14 protein-coding genes are annotated in these 17,361 nt (G+C 71.8%); 7 read left to right on the top strand and 7 right to left on the bottom strand.

The window, feature by feature from the left end:
• The 4 genes from ACWGST_RS06560 to ACWGST_RS06545 all read right to left on the bottom strand — a co-directional run.
• On the bottom strand, positions 1-616 hold a 616-nt coding region (locus ACWGST_RS06560; protein WP_452045854.1), incomplete at its 3' end, for a DUF6226 family protein.
• Between the two features lie 218 nt (positions 617-834).
• Positions 835-2,718: a glycoside hydrolase family 15 protein gene (locus ACWGST_RS06555; protein WP_452045853.1), complete on the bottom strand. Its 1,884-nt coding sequence runs from the start codon at positions 2,716-2,718 to the stop codon at positions 835-837.
• Between the two features lie 152 nt (positions 2,719-2,870).
• On the bottom strand, positions 2,871-3,491 hold the full coding sequence (locus ACWGST_RS06550; protein WP_452045852.1) for a DUF305 domain-containing protein: 621 nt from the start codon (positions 3,489-3,491) through the stop codon (positions 2,871-2,873).
• The gene (locus ACWGST_RS06545) at positions 3,488-3,826 is read right to left on the bottom strand and encodes a heavy-metal-associated domain-containing protein (RefSeq protein WP_452045851.1); all 339 of its coding nucleotides are present in this window, start codon (positions 3,824-3,826) and stop codon (positions 3,488-3,490) included. Before ACWGST_RS06545 ends, ACWGST_RS06550 begins: the two co-directional genes overlap by 4 nt.
• A gap of 178 nt (positions 3,827-4,004) precedes the next feature.
• Here ACWGST_RS06545 and ACWGST_RS06540 point away from each other — a divergent pair, with 178 nt between their 5' ends.
• Both ACWGST_RS06540 and ACWGST_RS06535 read left to right on the top strand, forming a co-directional pair.
• Complete coding sequence (locus ACWGST_RS06540) at positions 4,005-4,445, top strand: YciI family protein (RefSeq protein ID WP_452045850.1); 441 nt, start codon at positions 4,005-4,007, stop codon at positions 4,443-4,445.
• Positions 4,399-5,808: an RNA polymerase sigma factor gene (locus ACWGST_RS06535; RefSeq protein ID WP_452045849.1), complete on the top strand. Its 1,410-nt coding sequence runs from the start codon at positions 4,399-4,401 to the stop codon at positions 5,806-5,808. Before ACWGST_RS06540 ends, ACWGST_RS06535 begins: the two co-directional genes overlap by 47 nt.
• Positions 5,809-5,994: 186 nt before the next feature.
• On the opposite strand, the gene ACWGST_RS06530 is transcribed toward ACWGST_RS06535, so the two are convergent.
• Entirely contained in the window at positions 5,995-9,504 is a 3,510-nt protein-coding gene (locus tag ACWGST_RS06530) for an efflux RND transporter permease subunit (protein WP_452045848.1), read from the bottom strand.
• A gap of 170 nt (positions 9,505-9,674) precedes the next feature.
• On the opposite strand from ACWGST_RS06530, the gene ACWGST_RS06525 reads away from it, so the two are divergent.
• Together ACWGST_RS06525 and ACWGST_RS06520 are read left to right on the top strand one after the other, a co-directional pair.
• The gene (locus ACWGST_RS06525) at positions 9,675-10,772 is read left to right on the top strand and encodes a hypothetical protein (protein WP_452045847.1); all 1,098 of its coding nucleotides are present in this window, start codon (positions 9,675-9,677) and stop codon (positions 10,770-10,772) included.
• A 90-nt stretch (positions 10,773-10,862) separates the two neighbouring features.
• On the top strand, positions 10,863-12,053 hold the full coding sequence (locus tag ACWGST_RS06520) for a hypothetical protein (RefSeq protein WP_452045846.1): 1,191 nt from the start codon (positions 10,863-10,865) through the stop codon (positions 12,051-12,053).
• A gap of 164 nt (positions 12,054-12,217) precedes the next feature.
• Here the strand turns inward: ACWGST_RS06520 and yczR are convergent, their stop codons facing one another.
• Positions 12,218-13,723, bottom strand: a complete 1,506-nt coding sequence (gene yczR / locus ACWGST_RS06515) for a MocR-like transcription factor YczR (protein WP_452045845.1) — start codon at positions 13,721-13,723, stop codon at positions 12,218-12,220.
• 62 nt (positions 13,724-13,785) lie between these two features.
• Here yczR and yczE point away from each other — a divergent pair, with 62 nt between their 5' ends.
• Entirely contained in the window at positions 13,786-14,547 is a 762-nt protein-coding gene (yczE, locus tag ACWGST_RS06510; RefSeq protein ID WP_452045844.1) for a membrane protein YczE, read from the top strand.
• Positions 14,548-14,611: 64 nt separating this feature from the next.
• Here the strand turns inward: yczE and ACWGST_RS06505 are convergent, their stop codons facing one another.
• A complete protein-coding gene (locus tag ACWGST_RS06505; protein WP_452045843.1) occupies positions 14,612-15,370 on the bottom strand; it encodes a MerR family transcriptional regulator in 759 nt (252 codons plus the stop codon).
• 354 nt (positions 15,371-15,724) lie between these two features.
• Between ACWGST_RS06505 and ACWGST_RS06500 the strand changes: the two genes are divergently transcribed.
• Both ACWGST_RS06500 and ACWGST_RS06495 read left to right on the top strand, forming a co-directional pair.
• Positions 15,725-16,639, top strand: a complete 915-nt coding sequence (locus ACWGST_RS06500; RefSeq protein WP_452045842.1) for a DUF4097 family beta strand repeat-containing protein — start codon at positions 15,725-15,727, stop codon at positions 16,637-16,639.
• Complete coding sequence (locus ACWGST_RS06495) at positions 16,636-17,292, top strand: PadR family transcriptional regulator (RefSeq protein ID WP_452045841.1); 657 nt, start codon at positions 16,636-16,638, stop codon at positions 17,290-17,292. The genes ACWGST_RS06500 and ACWGST_RS06495 overlap by 4 nt, the downstream gene beginning before the upstream one ends.
• Positions 17,293-17,361: the final 69 nt, after the last annotated feature.

Genomic DNA, 17,361 nt, shown 5'->3' with positions numbered 1-17,361 from the left:
CGAGGCGGCGCGGCCATGCCGCCCAGGCGCGACGCGGGCCGTAGGGCTCCTGCCCGCCGCCCTCGCTCGACCCGCGCGCGGTGCGGAACGAGACCCAGCCGCCGGATGCCTCTGCGAATCCGCCCGACACGACGGCGTCGACGTTCTCGCGCGCCGAGTCGACCACGTCGGAGAGGCGCTCGTCGCACGCGTCGCACCCGCAGAACGGCAGCGGATGCCTCGTGAACTCGCCGAATCGGATGACGAGGCCCGGGAACGAGGTGAGCCCGATCAGGATGGCCGCCGCATCGGCCGCCCGCGGCGTCAGGCGAATCGCGCCGACGACCTCTACCCCCTCGGTGAAGTCCGGATCGAGGGGCGGCTCGTCGTCGCGCTCGACGTCGAACTCGGCTTCGAGGTCGTCGGCCAGTGCGAGGGCGAACGCGTGCAGCGGGCGATAGCGCTCGGTGTCGCCGACTCGGCTGTACGCCTCGGTGGGCGGGCCGTCGTCGCCCCAGGCGTGCGGCTCGACGGGCAGGTCGTCGACACCCGACGACGCACCGCGGGGCGGCGGACCGAGCGCCGGGCCCGTGCCGGATCCCCGGCCGGCGCCGTCGCCGGCCATTTGCGCGGCCATAGCCCTCCTACTCCGTGCACCTCGCACGTGCACCTCCGCGGTGAACCTAACAGGCCGCGAAGCGGGGGCGCCAGCACTGCGCGGGCCGTCGCGGGCGAGCCTCGTGACCGAATACAGGACGAGAGCGGACGTACCGGCGTCTCAGGCAGGTCACCGAGCGCTCGTCCTGCATCTCACTCACGGGCCGAGCCTCAGCCCACTCGAACTCGAGCAGCCGCTCACGCGTACTCGAGCAGCCGCTCGATCATGATGATGCGCCGCGCCGCCTCGATGAGGGCGAGGTGCGAGAACGCCTGCGGGAAGTTGCCGAGGTACTGGCCGGTCTCGGTGTCGAGCTCCTCGGCGAGGAGGCCGAGCGGCGAGACGATGCGCAGCAGCTTCTCCATGAGGGCGTGCGCGCGCTTGCCCTCGCCGATGATCGTGAGCGCCGACACGAGCCAGAACGAGCAGATGAGGAACGTGCCCTCTCGGCCCGACAAGCCGTCGTCGGTCTCATCCGTGCGGTACCGCAGCACGAAGCCGTCGTCGGTGAGCTCGTCGGCGATCGCGAGCACGGTCGCGCGGAGCCGCTCGTCGCCGGGCGGCAGGAACCCGTAGATCGCCGCGAGCAGGGCGGAGGCATCGAGCGCATCGCTGCCGTAGTGCTGGCGCAGCACGCCCCGCTCGCTCACTCCCCCGCTGAGGATGTCGGCCGCGATGTCGTCGGCCACCCCGCGCCATCTGGTCGCCGACTCCGCGTCGCCGACGAGCGCGCCGAGTTGCGATGCCCGGTCGAGCGCGACCCAGCACATGATCTTCGACGAGACGTAGTGCTGGGGTTCGCCGCGGGCCTCCCAGATGCCCTGATCGGGCTCGCGCCAGCACGTGGCGGCGCACTCCGCCTGCGAGCGGATGAGTGGCCAGAGCGCACGCGGCACCCGCTGGCTGCGACGGGCGTGCATGAGGATCGCGTCGAGCACCGCGCCGAAGAGGTCGTTCTGCCGCTGTGCGAAGGCGCCGTTGCCGACGCGCACGGGCCTGGCGCCCCGATAGCCCGTGAGGTGGTCGAGCGTCGACTCGGTGAGGTCGCGCCGACCGTCGATGCCGTACATGATCTGCAATGAGCCGTCGTCGTTGGCCTCGAGCCCCGAGAGGAACTCGACGAACTCGTCGGCCTCCCAGTCGAGGTCGAGGTAGTGCAGCGCCTGCACGGTGAACGATGAGTCGCGGATCCAGTTGTAGCGGTAGTCCCAGTTGCGTTCACCGCCGGGCGACTCGGGAAGCGAGGTCGTGAGGGCGGCGACCGTGGCACCCGTCGGCATGTAGGTCAGGCCCTTGATCGTCAGCGCCGAGCGCTCGAGCGCCTCGCGCCACGGGTGGTCGGGGATGGTCGCATCGCCGAGCCAGTCGCGCCAGTAGGCGATCGTCGAGTCGAGCTCGGCGGCGGCCTCCTCGAACGTCGCGGGCCCGGCGAGGTCGTCGGCCCACGAGAGCGAGCAGAAGGCGCGCTCGCCCGCCTGCAGGGTGTGCCGCGCACGCACGTGCCCGCCCTGCACGCCGAGCGGAAGGTCGGAGCGGAGGCGCAGCGTCATCCCTTCGCCGCTCGCGGTCGCGACGTGTTCGTCGCTCGTCTCCCACTCGGCGCCGATGCGCCCGTAGTCGAAGACCGGCTCGCAGAGCAGTTCCATCTCGACGTGCCCCGCGAGGCACGTCACGGTGCGCACGAGGCAGTGGGCGGCATCGTCGTCGGCGGGCGCGCGGGTGTGCGGGGTCGTGGTGTCGGGTACGGACCTCTGCACGATCGTGAGCGCGTCGCGCACCTCGGCCCAGCCGGTCGGGGTCTTCCACGTCGTCACGAGCACGTTGGTGCCCGGCTCGTAGGCACGCGCCGACGGCGCGTTGACGTCGAACGGGCCGAAGCGGAAGTAGCCCGCCTGCCGATCGAGGAGCGTGCCGAACACGCTCGGCGCATCGAAGCGGGGCGGGCAGAGCCAGCCGATCGACCCGTCGGGGCCGACGAGCGCACCGGTGTGGCAGTCGGAGAGGAAGGCGAAGGCGGCGATCGGCGGAAACGGCGAGCGGGCGACCGAGCCCTGCATCTGGATCGCCCGTCCGGTGGTCACGATGCCGCCACGGCGGGTTCACGGGCCTGCCGGAGCAGGTCGTCGTCGGTGTCGCTGCGTTCCATGGGTCCTCCGGGAGCGGTCGGTCACGGTGGAGGCCGCGCGGCGTTCGCCGCCGCGCTGCGCCCCCACTTCGACCGTAGACCCTCGGGTCACCCGGCGAGCAGAGCCCGCATGCGTTCGATCTCGGCGGTCTGCGAGGCGACGATGGCCTCGGCCATCTCGATCGCGCCGTCATGCGAGCCGCTCTCGATCTGCACTTCAGCCATGTCGACGGCTCCCTCGTGATGCGCGATCATCTGTTCGAGAAAGAGCTGCGAAGCGGATGCCGCGTCGGCCGCGTCGAGCGCCGAAAGCTGCTCCTCGCTCAGCATGCCGGCCATGGCGTGCCCGCCGCCGGGCATCTCGCGCGGGGCATCCCACTCGTCGAGCCAGGCCTCGAGCTGCGCGATCTCGGGCCCCTGCGCCGCCTCGATCTCTTCGGCGAGCGCGGCGACCTCGGGGTCGAGCCCCGCTTTCGCGAGCACGATGCCGCTCATCTCGAGTGCCTGCTCGTGATGCGGGATCATCATCTGCGCGAACATGACGTCGGCCGCGGTGCCCGTGCCGTCTGCGGCGGCCGGCGCCTCGGTCTCGGTCGCCGCGTGGCCGCCGTGGCCCGGCATGCCGGCGGTGTCGCGGGCGGTGCCGCTCGCGCAGCCCGCGAGCGCGAGCACGCCGGCGACGCCGAGCGCGAGCGCCGCGGCACCGCGCGCTGCGCCGCGACCGCTCATCGCGACGCCACCCGGTATCCGGCCTCTTCGACCGCCGCGGCGATCACGGCGTCGGAGACGGGTGCGCTGCCGCGCACCGTGACGCCCGAGACGCCGCCGCCCACGAGTTCGACCTCGACGGAGTCGACGCCGTCGATCGCCGACAGCTCTTCGGTCACGTGGGCGACGCAGTTGCCGCACGTCATGCCCTCGACGCCGAAGCTGGTCTCGATGAGCGACGCGCCGGCCGTGGCCTCGGCGGGAGCCGCGGCATCCGTCGTCGTGTCGACCGCGCAGCAGGCGCAACCGCCGCCTGCGAGGTCGATCTCGGTTCTGCCGTCTGGTGCGAGCGTCATGGGATTCCTTTCGTCGTCGCCACCACTATACCCCCCTAGGGTATCTCGTGCGCAAGCCCCGACCACCGTGGAAAATGAGGGGAAGAGATTCTCGGCGCCCTGTCGATCCGGCCGCCGCCCGTTCGACGCCAGAGTGAGGCGGGCACTTCGGCCCCCTCCCACGAAAGAGAGAACGACCATGAAGTACATGCTGATCATGCGCTCGAACGACCAGGCCGTCGAGGACTACGAGAACCTCGACTTCACCGAGGTCATCGCCGCCATGGGCGCCTACAACGAGTCGCTCATCAAAGCCGGCGTGCTGCTCGGCGGCGAGGGACTGACCGATGCGAAGGAGGGCTTCGTCGTCGACTTCGATTCGACTCCCCCGGTCGTCACCGACGGCCCCTACGGCGAGACGAAGGAGCTCTTCAACGGCTTCTGGATCATCCAGGCCTCGAGCCCCGAAGAGGCGGCCGAGTGGGCCAAGCGCTGCCCCCTGGGCCCCGGCTCGAAGCTCGAGGTGCGCCGAGTGACGGAGCTCGAGGACTTCCCGCAGGACAACGAGTGGATCCAGAAGGAGGCCGGCTGGCGTGCAGAGGCCGAGGGTCGTCTCGGCACCGCGAGCACGGCCGACTGACCGCCCCGGCGACATGAACGAGACGGATGCCCCGGGTGCGGTCGGGCCGGCGGACGCCGCTTCCGGTGCGGCCGCGGGCGCGGGCGCGCCCGCTTCCGGCGCGGCCGACCGTGCCCGGCGCGCCATCGCCGCCGTCTGGCGCATCGAGTCGGCTCGCATCGTCGCGACCCTCACCCGCTTCGTCGGCGACGTCGGCCAAGCCGAAGACCTCGCGCAGGAGGCGCTCGTCGAGGCGCTCGGGCAGTGGCCGGTCGAGGGGGTGCCGCACAACCCCGGCGCCTGGCTCACGGCGGTCGCGAAGCGCCGGGCGATCGACGGATGGCGCCGCCGCGAGCGACTCGACGAGCGCTACGCCGCGCTGGCCCGCGATCTCGAGCAACGGGGCGACGAGACATCCGACACCTTCTGGGACCCCGACACGATCGATGACGACGTACTGCGGCTCATCTTCGTCTCGTGCCACCCCGTGCTCTCGCGCGAGGCGCAGATCGCGCTGACGCTGCGCATCGTGGGCGGTCTCGGCTCCGACGAGATCGCGCGGGCCTTCCTCGTGCCGACCGCGACCGTGCAGCAGCGCATCGTGCGGGCGAAGAAGACGCTCGCCGCGGCGAAGGTGCCGTTCGAGGTGCCCGAACCGAACGAGTACGCCGAGCGGCTCGGTTCGGTGCTCTCGGTGCTGTATCTGATCTTCAACGAGGGTCACCTGCCGGCGTCGGGCGACGAATGGCTGCGAGCGGATGTCTCGGCCGAGGCCCTCAGGCTCACCCGCATGGTGGCGGGGCTCATGCCCCGCGAGCCCGAGGCGCAGTCGCTCGTGGCCCTCATGGAGTTCACCGCCGCACGCTTCGCGGCGCGCACGGCACGCGACGGCACGCCGATCCCGCTCGACGAGCAGGACCGGTCGCGCTGGGATCGCGCGCAGATCGAGCGCGGTCGGGCGGCGCTCGCCCGAGCCGATGCCATCGGCCGCGGGCGCGGCGCGTACGGGCTGCAGGCGGCGATCGCCGAGTGCCACGCGGTCGCGGCATCGGTCGACGACACCGATTGGGCGCGCATCGTGGTGCTCTACGAGGCGCTCGGGCGACTCGCGCCGTCACCCGTGGTCGAGCTGAACCGCTCGGTCGCCGTGGCGATGTCGACGGGCCCGGCTTCGGCGCTGCGCATCGTCGACGCCCTCGTCGCGAGCGGGCGTCTCGCCGGGTACGCGCCGCTGCCCGCGGTGCGCGGCGAACTGTTGCGCCGGCTCGGCCGCACGCGCGAAGCGCGCGTCGAACTCGAGGCCGCCGCCGGGCTCACCGGCAACGAGCGCGAGCGGGCGTCGCTGCTCGCGAAGATCGCCGCGCTCACTCCGCCCGCCCCGTAGCGCCGCCCGCCCCCGTGGGCGCTGCCCGACTCGCCCCCGCAGGTGTTGCCGGACTCGCCCCCGCAGGTGTTGCCGGATCAGGGGATTTCGGCAACACGCCGCACCGGCAACCCCGCCAGGCGGCGTGTCGCCCAAATCCCCTGATCGGGAAACAGGCAGGAGTCTGCTCGGACCTGACGACCGGGGCTACTCGGCCGCCGCGTCGGCAGGCGCGGCAGGCGCCGCATCCGCACCCGGGGCCGCAGCCGCCGCCGCAGCGGCCGCCCTTGCGGCACGCTTCGCGCGGCGCCGCTCGCGCCCGCCCTCGACGAGGTCGTAGAGCACGGGCAGCACGACGAGCGTGAGCGCCGTCGACGACACGAGTCCGCCGATCACGACGAGCGCGAGCGGCTGCGAGATGAAGCCGCCGTGCCCGGTGATGCCGAGCGCCATCGGCAGCAGCGCGAAGATCGTCGCGAGCGCCGTCATCAGAATGGGCCGCAGGCGCCGGGAGGCGCCGTGCACGAGCGCGTCGCGCACGTTCATGCCGCGATCCCGATACTGGTTCACGAGGTCGACGAGCACGATCGCGTTCGTCACCACGATGCCGACGAGCATGAGCACGCCGACGAGCGAGGCGACGCCGAGCGGCACGCCCGTGATGACCTGCAGTGCGATGGCGCCGGTCGCCGCGAACGGCACCGACACGAGCAGCAGCAGCGGCTGCAGCAACGAGCGGAACGTCGCGACCATCACGATGTAGACGATCAGGATCGCAGCCAGCAGCGCGAGCCCGAGCTGCGAGAACGACTCCTGCTGATCGGCGCTGACACCGCCGATCGACGCGGTCGTGCCGGCCGGGAGGTCGACCGCGTCGATCGCGGCGGCGACCGCGCCGCTCGCGGTGCCGAGGTCGTCGCTCGAGGGTGTGGCCGAGACGGTCGCGCTGCGCAGGCCCTGCACGGTGGTTACGGATGCCGGTCCGTCGACGTTCTCGACGGTGGCGAGCGAATCGAGCCGCACGAGGCCGGCGGGCGTCGGCACCTCGAGGGCCGAGAGCTCCTCGACGGTGACCGGCGGGTCGTCGGTCGCGAGGTAGATCGTGAGGGTCTTCTCGTCGATCACGACGGAACCGGCGCGTTGGGGCTGCATCGCGGCGGAGACGAAGCCGCCGAGGGCGACCTCGGAGTAGCCTGCGGCCGCGGCATCCGCTCGGTCGACCGTGACGGCGACGTACGGCTGGGACGCCGACAGGTTCGAGGTGACCTGCGAGAGGGAGTCGACGCCCTCGAGTTCGGTGACGACGGCGTCGGTCGCCGCCTCCAGGTCTTCGGCGTTCGAGGCGGTGATGTCGACCTCGATGTCGCTCGAGGCGCCGAACCCGCTCGAGGCGGCGAGGGTGACCTCGCCGACGTCGTCGAGCGCGTCGAGATCGTCGCGCACACTCGCCTGCAGTGCGTCTTGATCGGCGCCCTCGTCGGTCGTGACCGAGTAGGTGATCGTGGCTCCGCCGCCGCCGAACGCCGCGGAGAGCCCGCTCCCGGAGCCGATCGAGGTCTGCACGGTCTCGACGCCCTCGGTGTCGCGGATCGCCTGCTCGACGGGCTGGGAGGCTGCGTCCATGGCGTCGAGGCTCGTGCCGATCGGCAGTTCCTGCGCGACGCGGAAAGTGTTCTGGCCCGAGGATCCGATGAAGTTCGTCTTCATGAACGGGATGAGCGCGATGGTGCCGCCGAGCACGAGGGCGGCGACGACGAGTGTGATGACGCCGTGCCTGAGGGTCCACCCGATGATCGGCAGGTATCCGCGCTGGAGGCGCGAGGGGTGTTCGAGCTCGTCGGCGGGTGCGACGGTCGCTGCCGCCGCGGTCGCTGCCGCGACGGTCGCTGCCGTCGCGCCGGTCGCGGTTCGGCCGGCGACACCGGTGCCACCGCTCGTGCGGGCCACCGGCAGCCCCGTGGCCCCTGACTCGTCGCGGAGCTCGGGCGCGAGCCAGACGTCGTCGACGAACGCGGCGGCCGCGATCTCGGCCTCGACCTCCTCGGGTCCCTGAGCCTGTCGAAGGGTCGCGGGCTTCAGGAACCAGTACGCGAGCACCGGCACGATCGTGAGCGAGACGAGCAGCGAGGCGACGAGCGCGATCGTCACGGTGAACGCGAACGGCCGGAACAGCTCGCCCGTCACGCCCTCGACGAGTGCCAGCGGCAGGAAGACCGCGACCGTCGTGATCGTCGAGGCGGTGATGGCACCGGCGACCTCGCGCACGGCGTGCACGATCGTCGCTGCCTTGTCGACGCCCTCGACGAGGTGCCGCTTGATGTTCTCGATCACGACGATCGAGTCGTCGACGACGCGGCCGATCGCGATCGTGAGCGCGCCGAGCGTCAGGATGTTGAGCGTGTAGTCGGCGGCCTGCAGTCCGATGAAGGTGATGAGCACCGAGGTCGGGATCGAGATCGCGGTGACGAGGGTCGCCCGCACCGAGAGCAGGAAGACGAGGATCACGATGACCGCGAACAGGAGTCCGAGCAGTCCCTCGGTCGCGAGCGACTCGATCGACTGCTCGATGTAGGGCGCCTGGTCGAAGACGACCGTGAAGGTCGCGCCGGGGTTCGTGGTGTCGAGCGAGGACTCGAGGCCGGGCAGCAGCGCGGTCACGGCGTTCGAGACCTCGACCGTGTTCGCGGCGGGCAGCTTCGTGACCGAGATCGTGAGCGCCGGTTCGCCGTTCACACGCGAGATGCTCGCGACGGGGTTGTCGGTGAGCCCGACGGATGCCACGTCGCCGATCGTCACCGCAACGGGCACGCGCCTCGTGGCCGCCGACGAGAACGCGCCCTCGGCGCCCGCATCCGTCGAGGGCGGCGCGTCGCCGGCGGAGGCGTCGGGATTCGCGGCCTCGGGGTTCGCGGTGTCGGGAGCCGAGGTGCCATCGGTCGGCGTCTCCGCCGAGTCATCCGGAATCTGCTGCTCGGTCGCGCCCAGCACCGGCAGCGCGGCGATCTCGTCGACGCTGCCGATGCGGGTGCCCGTCTGCACGGCGAACGTCGAGTCGCCCTCGGTGATGGTGCCCGCGGGAACGAGCAGGCCGTTCTGCGACAGGGCGTCGCGGATCGCCTGCTGCGTGATGCCGAACGCCGCGAGCTTCGCGGGGTCGGGAATGATCGTGACTCGCTGGCCGATCTCGCCGACGAGGCTCGCCTCGCGCACCCCGTCGCCGTCGGTGATCTCGGGCAGCGTCGTGCGCTCGAGCTCGTCGGAGAGGGCGCTCATGTCGTCGGCGCCGGTCACGGCGATCTGCAGCACCGGGAAGTCGTCGAGGCTGAGCGCGATGACCTGCGGGTCGACGTCGTCGGGCAGCTGGCTCGAGATGCGGTTGACGGCCGAGAGCAGCTTCTGCTCGACGAAGGCGAGGTCGGTGCCGTAGGTGAAGCTCGCGGTGACGCGCGAGAGGCCCGTCGAACTCGTCGTCGACGTCGACTCGAGTCCTGTGATGCCCTGGATTGCGGTCTCGATCGGCGTCGACACGTCGGTGTTGACGATGTCGGGCGACGCCCCGGGGTAGCTCGTGACGATCGACAGTTGCGGGAACTCGATCGACGGCGCCAGCTCCTGTTTCAGGCTCGTCAGCGAGATGCCGCCGAAGATCGCGACGACGACGGTGATGAGCGCGATGAGGGCACGGTTCTTCATGCTGAGCGCAGCGAGCAGGTGCATTGCTCGATTCTCGCAGGCGCGGTCGCGGCGGATATCACGTCCCGATGAAATTCACACGGCTTCCGCGCTGCAGGAGGTCGAGCGGAGTACCGCATCACCCCCGTTCGGGGGTGGTCTGCATGAGACGTACCTCAATAGGCTTGGTCGGCAAGCGACGAGAAGGGGTGTCGATGAGCTCCGCGGATGCCGCACGGCAGGTGCCGTGGCTCCGCTACGCCCTTCTCGCGGCAGCGCTCACCACCGCCTGGCTCGTCGTCTCGCTCTTCTCGAGCGCCCCGAGCGCCTCGGCCGACGAACGCGATTCGGGCAGTGGCCTGCTCGGCACGGTCGGCTCGCTGGTCGGCGGCGTGACGAACGTGACCGGCGCCGTCGGCGGGCTCGTCAGCGATGTCGTCGAGACGGTCGTCGCCCCGGTGAACCAGGTCGTCGAACCCGTCGTCGCGGCGCTGCCCGAGCCGGTCGCAGAGCCCGTCTCGGCGGTCGTTCCCGCGGCGGTCGACACCGTCACCGGCACGGCGAACGCCGTGGTCGGCGGCGGCAACGCAGCGGTCGGCACGATCGTCAACGGCGTCACGGGCACCGTCAGCGCCGTCACCAACGGTGGCATCGCGGGCGGCGTCACGACCCCGGTCGCAGGCCTCGTCGACGGCATCGTCGGCGAGCTGCCGATCGTCGGCGCGCTGCTGCCGAACGGCACGGTCGGCGGGGTGCTCGGCCCCGTCTCGGGCGTCGTCGACGACACGCTCGGCACCGTCGTCGGCACGATGCCCGCGCTGCCCACCGACGGCAGCGGCGTGCTTCCCCAGCTTCCGTCGATCCCGCTGATTCCGGGCGTGGTCGATGGTTCGGAGCCCGGTCAACCGGGCGGCCCCGGCGACCCAGGGGTGCCCGGCGAGTTGCCGCCCTCGGCCGGCAGCGCGTCCGGCGGGCCGCCCGGCGCATCCTCCGGTGCACCGGTATCGAGCCGCGCCGGCTGGTCCGGCGTCGGTGGCGGCCCGGACGCGGCGTCGATCGGCACGATCACGCCCGCCGACGGCGGGACTCCGCCCGGCGACGGCCCCCCGGCGCTCAGCACGCCCGCGCCAGCGCCCGGCGCCACCGGTTCGGGCACCGGCGCTTCGGGCAGCGGCGGCGCCGCGGCATCCGGCACCTCCGACGCGGCGTACGCCGCCCTCGAACTCGACGCGCTCGCGTCGCTCGCACTCCACTCGGTCGACGACGAGCTGCCGTCGTCACCGGTCTACGACACCGACTCCACCCCTGACTGACGGGGGCCGTTCCGCCTGCACGTGAGGCGGAATCGGTCATCGCTCCCTGCACGGGAAGCGAATTCACCCATCAGTTCAGGAGGACTGGAAATGAAGAAACTGCTCTTGAGGGCGCTCTACGCGACCCTCTTCGCCGGGGGGCTTACGCTGCTCGGCGCCACCGCCGCCAACGCGGCCGAGACGACGGGCGACGACGGGATCCTGTCGGGAACCCAGGCCGGCATCTCGATCAACCTGCCCATCACGCTCGGCGGCAATGCGATCTCGCTCATCGGCGACTCGTCGTCGCAGGATGCGAGCACGGCGGTCGCTCCGGCGGCTGCTCCGGCCGAATCGGATGCCGCGCCGGTCGCCGTCACCTCGGGTGACGACGGCATCGGTTCCGGCAGCCAGGCGCTCGTCGACGTCTCGATCCCCGTGACGCTCAGCGGCAACGCGATCTCACTCATCGGCGACTCGTCGTCGCAGGGTGCGAGCACGGAGGTCGCTCCGGCGGCCACGCCTGCTGCCGAGGGCACGGCCCCGGCCGGTGCCGTGACCAGCGGGCTCGACTCGCTGCTCGGCGGCACGCAGGCGCTCGTCGGCGTCTCGATCCCTGTGACGATCGGCGGCAACGCGATCTCGCTCATCGGCGACTCGACGAGCGAGGGCGCGGCCACGAGCGTCGGTTCGGGCTCCGGCCCGGCCGGCGGATCGGCCGAGACCAGCGGCGACGACTCGATCCTCGGCGGCACGCAACTGCTGCCGAGCCTCGCGTTGCCGGTGACGGTCGGAGGCAATGCGATCTCGGGGGTGGGCGACAGCACGTCGACCGGCGCTGAGACGGTCGTCGCGCACGGAGCCGGGGGCGGCTCCGCGACGACGGGCGGGAACGGCGGGCTGCTCGGGGGAACACAGCTGCTGCCGAACCTGTCTCTGCCCATCACGATCGGCGGCAACGCCATCTCGGTGATCGGTGACAGCGAGACCGACGGGGCGACGACCATCGTCGACCCGACGGACCCGACGGACCCGACCGATCCGACCGACCCGACCGACCCGACCGACCCGACCGATCCCACGGATCCGACGGACCCCACGGATCCGACCGACCCGACGACGCCCACCACTCCCGGTGACGACGGCGGGTCGACGGTCGCCTCGGCGGGCGGCTCGGGTGGCACGGGTTCATCGACGCTCGCCTCCACGGGCGCCGACGCCTCGGGCCTCGGGCTCGCGGCGCTCGCGATGCTCGCGGGCCTCGTGCTCGTCGGTATCCGTCGGTTCGCGCTGAAGCGCTAGCAACGGAGTCGAGCCCGGCGCCGCCCTACCGGCGCCGGGCCCGCTCCCACCCCGCCTCGAACATCACGCGAGTCGCCCGAATTCGACCAAGATCGGGCAACTCGGGGAATGTGCGGGCAGCACAGTGCGCGCGGGCAGCGCGACAGCGCTGGCAGCCTGTGCGCTCAGACGACCGAGGCGAACAGGCTCTGGTCGGGCACCGGGGCGGCCCCCGAGAGCGAGTGCCAGGCGCGGGCGAGCGCCTGCACCGCGGCATCCATCGTCTCGGCCGGATAGCAGATCGGAAGCCGCAGGAATCGCTCGAACGCGCCGTCGATGCCGAACCTCGGACCCGCGGCGACGATGAGGCCCTGCGACCGCGCCGCGAGCGCGAGCTGCGAACTCACCGCCGCGCCGAGGCCGACCCAGGTCACGATGCCGCCGTCGACGTGCGGCACCCGCCACTCGGGCACGGCCTGCGCGAGCAGCGCCTCGAGCCGGTCGCGCCCGGCGCGCAGCTGTTCGCGGCGCAGGTCGAGGATGTCGTCCATGTGCGACAACGCCCGCGTGACGAGAAGCTGCTCGATGATCGGCGTGCCGAGGTCGCCCGGCGATCTCACGGCGAGCAGCCGGCGGATGAGCGGACGATCGGCGCGGATCCAGCCGACGCGCACGCCGCCCCAGACGGTCTTGCCGACGGATCCCACCATGATCGCCGGGCCGTAGGCGGCCATCGGCAGCAGCGACTCGGGGCGATCGATGTCGAGTTCGCCGGTCGTCTCGTCGGCGACGATGACGGTGCCCTGCCGGGCGGCGGCGTCGAGCACGCGCTCGCGGGTCTCGGCGCTCATCGAGCGACCGGTCGGGTTCTGGAAGTCGGGCATCAGGTAGGCGGCGACGGGGTTCGAGTGCCCGATCGCGCGCACGAGCGCCTCGGCCTCGGCGCGGTCGCTCGAGTCGGCACGGTCGGCGCGCCCACTCGAGTCGGCAACGCGGTCGGCCGCGTCGCCGGCCGCGTCGCCGACCGCATCGCGCGGCGCGACCCCCACGGGCACGAGCCGTGCGCCCGCCGCTCGAAGCGCCTCGTAGGCGTGCGGATACGTGGGCGCCTCGATGATCGCCCGGTCGCCGCGGCCGACGAGTGCCCGCGAGAGCAGGGCGATCGCGTGCTGCGCGCCGATCGTGACCATGATCTGCTCGGGCGTCGTGGGCAGCCCGCGCGCCGTGTAGCGGTCGGCGATCGCCGCGCGCAGTGCCGGGATACCGATGGGGTCGAACCCGGCGTCGCCGAGGTGCTCGGGCAGGTCGTCGACGGCCTGCCGTGCGAGGTCGGGCAGCCACGGCAGGGCGGGCGGGGCGGCCTTCGAGAAGTCGATGTAGTCGGCTGCCGGGGCCGGAGGCAGCATGGTCGGCGCACCCGGCAGCCGCGCGACGCTGCCAGAGCCCCGGACGCTCAGCACGAGCCCCTGCTCGCGCAGGTGCCGGTAGGCGGCGGTCACGGTCGTGCGGCTGAGGCCGAGCCGCTCGGCGAGGTCGCGTTCGGCCGGCAGCCGGGTGTCGACGGGGATGCGGCCGTCGAGCACGAGCAGGCGGATGCGCTCGGCGAGCGCGTGGTACGCGCTGCCGGCGCCGCCGCGCCAGTCGCCGAGCAGGGTGTCGAGCGCCCTGGCGCTCAGAGTGGACTCCGCCATTCGAGCCACTTTAGACGAATTGGCACTTTGCGAACAGGCCAATCATGTAATTGGATTGCAGAATGCCCCGCACCGCCAGCACCGCGCCGTCCACACGCCTCGCGCGCTTCACCTCCCCAGACCCCGCGCCGGTGCTCGCGCGCCGCTTCGTGCAGCTCTTCGTCGGCCTGTTCCTCTACGGCATCGGCATCGCCCTCATCGTGCGCGGCGAACTCGGCGTGGCCCCGTGGGACGTGCTGACCCAGGGCATCGCGAAGCAGACGGGCCTCGGCTTCGGCGTCATCACCATCATCGTCAGCGGGTTCGTGCTGCTGCTGTGGATCCCGATCCGGCAGCGACTCGGCTTCGGCACCGTCATGAACGCCCTGCTCGTCGGCCCCTCGGCCGACATCGGCCTCTGGCTCATCCCGTCGGGCCTCGACCTCTGGGTGCGCGTGCTGCTGCTGCCCGCCGGCATCGTCGTGCTCGCCATCGCCACGGGCCTCTACATCGGCGCGCACTTCGGCCCCGGCCCGCGCGACGGCCTCATGACGGGCCTGCACCGCGTCACCGGCTGGAAGATCTGGATCGTGCGCACCGGCATCGAGCTCGTCGTGCTGGCCGCGGGCTGGGCGCTCGGCGGCAACGTCGGCATCGGCACCGTCGCGTTCGCCCTGCTCGTCGGCCCGCTCTGCCAGGTCACGATCCCGATGTTCGCGATCAAGCGCCCAGCGGTCTCGCCGCCGGTCGCGCCGGCGGCCGCGCCGGCCCCTGCATCGGCCCCGGTCGGCACCGAGCGAGTGGATGTCGCGGGCCCCGCGACCTCCGCCACCCCCGCCGTCTGACCGGCGCACCCGGACGGCAGTCACCCCCGAGGCCGGGACACCTCGGGGGCGACTGCACCGCCCGTTAGAGCTCGCGCTCGGCGTACGCGGTCATCGCGTCGCGCACGAACTCGGCGCCTGCCGGGCCGCCGTAGTTCGCGCCGAAGCGCTCGTCGGCCACGTACATCTCGGCGAGCCCGAGGAAGTACTCCCTGCTCGGGCCGGCACCGCCGCCGCCGGGCGTACCGGGAATGCCTCGCAGCCAGTCGAACTGGCGCTGCGCGAGCGCCTGCGCCTCGTCGCCCGCGGGGTCGACACCCCGCTCGTGCGCCGCGATCCAGTCACGGCCCAGCTGCGACATCCGCTGCTGCCAGCCGGCCTTCTCGTCGGCGCTCATCGAGCGCCACCACACGTCGCTCTTCGCGTACGCGTCCGCGCCCCAGCGCTCTTCGACCTCCGCCTTGTACTGGGTGTGGTCGAAGCCGTCGAACATGTCCTCCGCCATGAGTCGTTCACCTCCTTCCAATGCTCCGATGGTGTGCTCGACCGACGCGATCTGCCGCGCCAGCCGGTCTTGCTCGCCGCGCAGCCATTCGAGGTGGCTGCGCAGCGCGTGGGGGGCGCTCGCCTCGCGGTCGAGCACCTCGCCGATCACGGGCAGGCCGAGCCCCAGCTCCCGCAGCAGCAGGATGCGCTGCAGGCGCACGAGCGCGGCGTCGTCGTAGCGGCGATAGCCGTTCGAACCGATGCGCGTCGGCGCGAGCAGCCCGATGTCGTCGTAGTGACGCAGCGTGCGGCTCGTCGTGCCGGCGAGCTTCGCGATCTCCTGGATCGACCAGTCCACGGCGGCTCCTCTCGTGTGTCCTCGTGATCGGGGCGGTTCTGCCCCACTGCTGCAACGGTAAAGCTTGACGCTGCGTCAATGTCAAGCCCCGCGACATCCGCTCGGCCTGTTGCTCGTTCAGGGGATTCTGGCAACACGCGGGCGCATGCGGCCCCTGCAGCGGCGTGTCGGCAACATCCCCTGAACGGGCAACACACCCGCGCGAAGAGAGGTGTGACTTGCGAACACCGCAAACGCGATATATCGTGTTCATATCGAACACGCGATATATCGCGTCACAGATTTCGAGGGCAGCGGATGTCGCGGCAACCGCACCTCGCACACGAAACGCAACCGCGACAGAAGGAGCACGGCATGTCCATCGAGAAGTGGGTCGTCAACCCGGGCGAGACCCGGGTCATCGACCTCGAACTGGTTCGCAAGCTCAAGGTCAGCCTCATCGGCGGCAAGGTCGACGTGATCGCCCACGACGAGCCCGGCGCCCGCGTCGAGGTCACGAACGTCACCGGCAAAGACCTGAAGATCGAGATCGACGGCGACTCGCTCGAGATCGACCACCCGCAACTGCGGTGGGACAACTTCATCGACGTCTTCAAGGGCTGGGCCGGCAACGCGAAGGCCGAGGTGTCGATCCTCGCCCCGCGGCACGTCGTCATGAAGCTCGGCATGGTCTCGGGCGACGCGCTCGTCTCGGGATTCACGACCGACGCCAAGCTCTCGACCGTGTCGGGCGACCTCGTGCTCGACAACCACGAGGGCGACGTCGAGCTGTCGACCGTCTCGGGCGAGGTCTCGGCCGGCAACCACACCGGCCGCATCACCGCGCACTCGGTCTCGGGCGACGTCGTCGCCACGGGCGACGTGCGCTCGTTCAACGCCGACACGGTGTCGGGCAACATGATCCTCGACGCGTACAGCACACCCGACCGGATCGACACGAACACCGTCTCGGGCAACCTCACCGTGCGCTTCGCCCCCGGCGCCGGTGCTCGCTACCGCATCAACACGGTCGGCGGCACGGTGCTCATCGACGACACGACGATCAAGGGCATGCTCGGCAAGGGCTTCGAGCGCGTCACCGGCGAGCTCTCGGGCCGCTGGCTCGACCTCGGCGCGAACAGCGTCTCGGGTTCGATCTCGGTCATGCGGCGCGAGAAGGCCGACAGTGCATCGGATGCCTCGGGCGCACGCCCCGGCGACGCGTCGAGCACGTCGGGCTCGAGCGACGACGAGGCATCCACTCGACTGGATCAGGGCGGCGCAGCATGACGCCTCCCGTCTTCGCCCACGGCAGCCTGCGCCTCTACCTGCTCGCCCTGCTCGACGAGCAGCCGCGCCACGGCTACGAGCTGATCCAGGCACTCTCCGACCGCTTCGGCGGCACCTACAGCCCGAGTGCCGGCACGATCTACCCCCGCCTCTCGAAGCTCGAAGAGGAGGGGCTCGTCTCGAAGTCGACCGACGGCCGCAAGACCGTGTACGAGATCACCGACGCGGGCCGCGCCGAGCTCGAGGCGCGCCGCGACGAACTCGACGGCATCGAGAACGAGGTGACCGACTCGGTGCGACGTCTCGCCGACGGAGTGCGCGCCGAGGTCAACGACGCGATGCGCTCGCTGCGTGCCGAACTCGCGAGCGCGGCCCGCGAGGCCAAGCGCGCGTCGACGAAGATGCCGGCGTCGGCGGCGAGCTCGGCGGGCGGAAGCGCCTCGACCACCGGCTGGGGCGGCGACGCCCGCGCTGAGACGAGCCGTGCGGTGCACGAGGCCGACCTCGTGCTGAGCGAATTCCGCCAGCAACTGCGCACCGACCTCCGCACGCGGGCGAGCCGCGGTCGGGTCAGCCCCGAGACGGTCACCCTGCTGCGCGCCCGCCTCGCACAGGTGCGGGCCGACGTGCTCGCGACGCTCGGCGACCACTGAGCCGAACCCCGACGACCCCCTGAGCTGGGCGGCGCCTCCCCGGGCGCCGCCCTTCGTCGTTCGTGTCGG

The organism is Agromyces sp. NPDC055520 (assembly GCF_053619715.1).
The sequence above is the reverse complement of the archived record's forward strand: the minus strand, read 5'-3'. Positions and strand labels throughout refer to the sequence as shown.

Bases quoted from the DNA above. Each gene is read 5' to 3' on its own strand.
- ACWGST_RS06550 (WP_452045852.1), bottom strand. From the start codon at position 3,491: ATGAGCGGTCGCGGCGCAGCGCGCGGTGCCGCGGCGCTCGCGCTCGGC.
- ACWGST_RS06545 (WP_452045851.1), bottom strand. From the start codon at position 3,826: ATGACGCTCGCACCAGACGGCAGAACCGAGATCGACCTCGCAGGCGGC.
- ACWGST_RS06540 (WP_452045850.1), top strand. From the start codon at position 4,005: ATGAAGTACATGCTGATCATGCGCTCGAACGACCAGGCCGTCGAGGAC.
- ACWGST_RS06530 (WP_452045848.1), bottom strand. From the start codon at position 9,504: ATGCACCTGCTCGCTGCGCTCAGCATGAAGAACCGTGCCCTCATCGCG.
- ACWGST_RS06525 (WP_452045847.1), top strand. From the start codon at position 9,675: ATGAGCTCCGCGGATGCCGCACGGCAGGTGCCGTGGCTCCGCTACGCC.
- ACWGST_RS06520 (WP_452045846.1), top strand. From the start codon at position 10,863: ATGAAGAAACTGCTCTTGAGGGCGCTCTACGCGACCCTCTTCGCCGGG.
- yczR (WP_452045845.1), bottom strand. From the start codon at position 13,723: ATGGCGGAGTCCACTCTGAGCGCCAGGGCGCTCGACACCCTGCTCGGC.
- yczE (WP_452045844.1), top strand. From the start codon at position 13,786: ATGCCCCGCACCGCCAGCACCGCGCCGTCCACACGCCTCGCGCGCTTC.
- ACWGST_RS06500 (WP_452045842.1), top strand. From the start codon at position 15,725: ATGTCCATCGAGAAGTGGGTCGTCAACCCGGGCGAGACCCGGGTCATC.
- ACWGST_RS06495 (WP_452045841.1), top strand. From the start codon at position 16,636: ATGACGCCTCCCGTCTTCGCCCACGGCAGCCTGCGCCTCTACCTGCTC.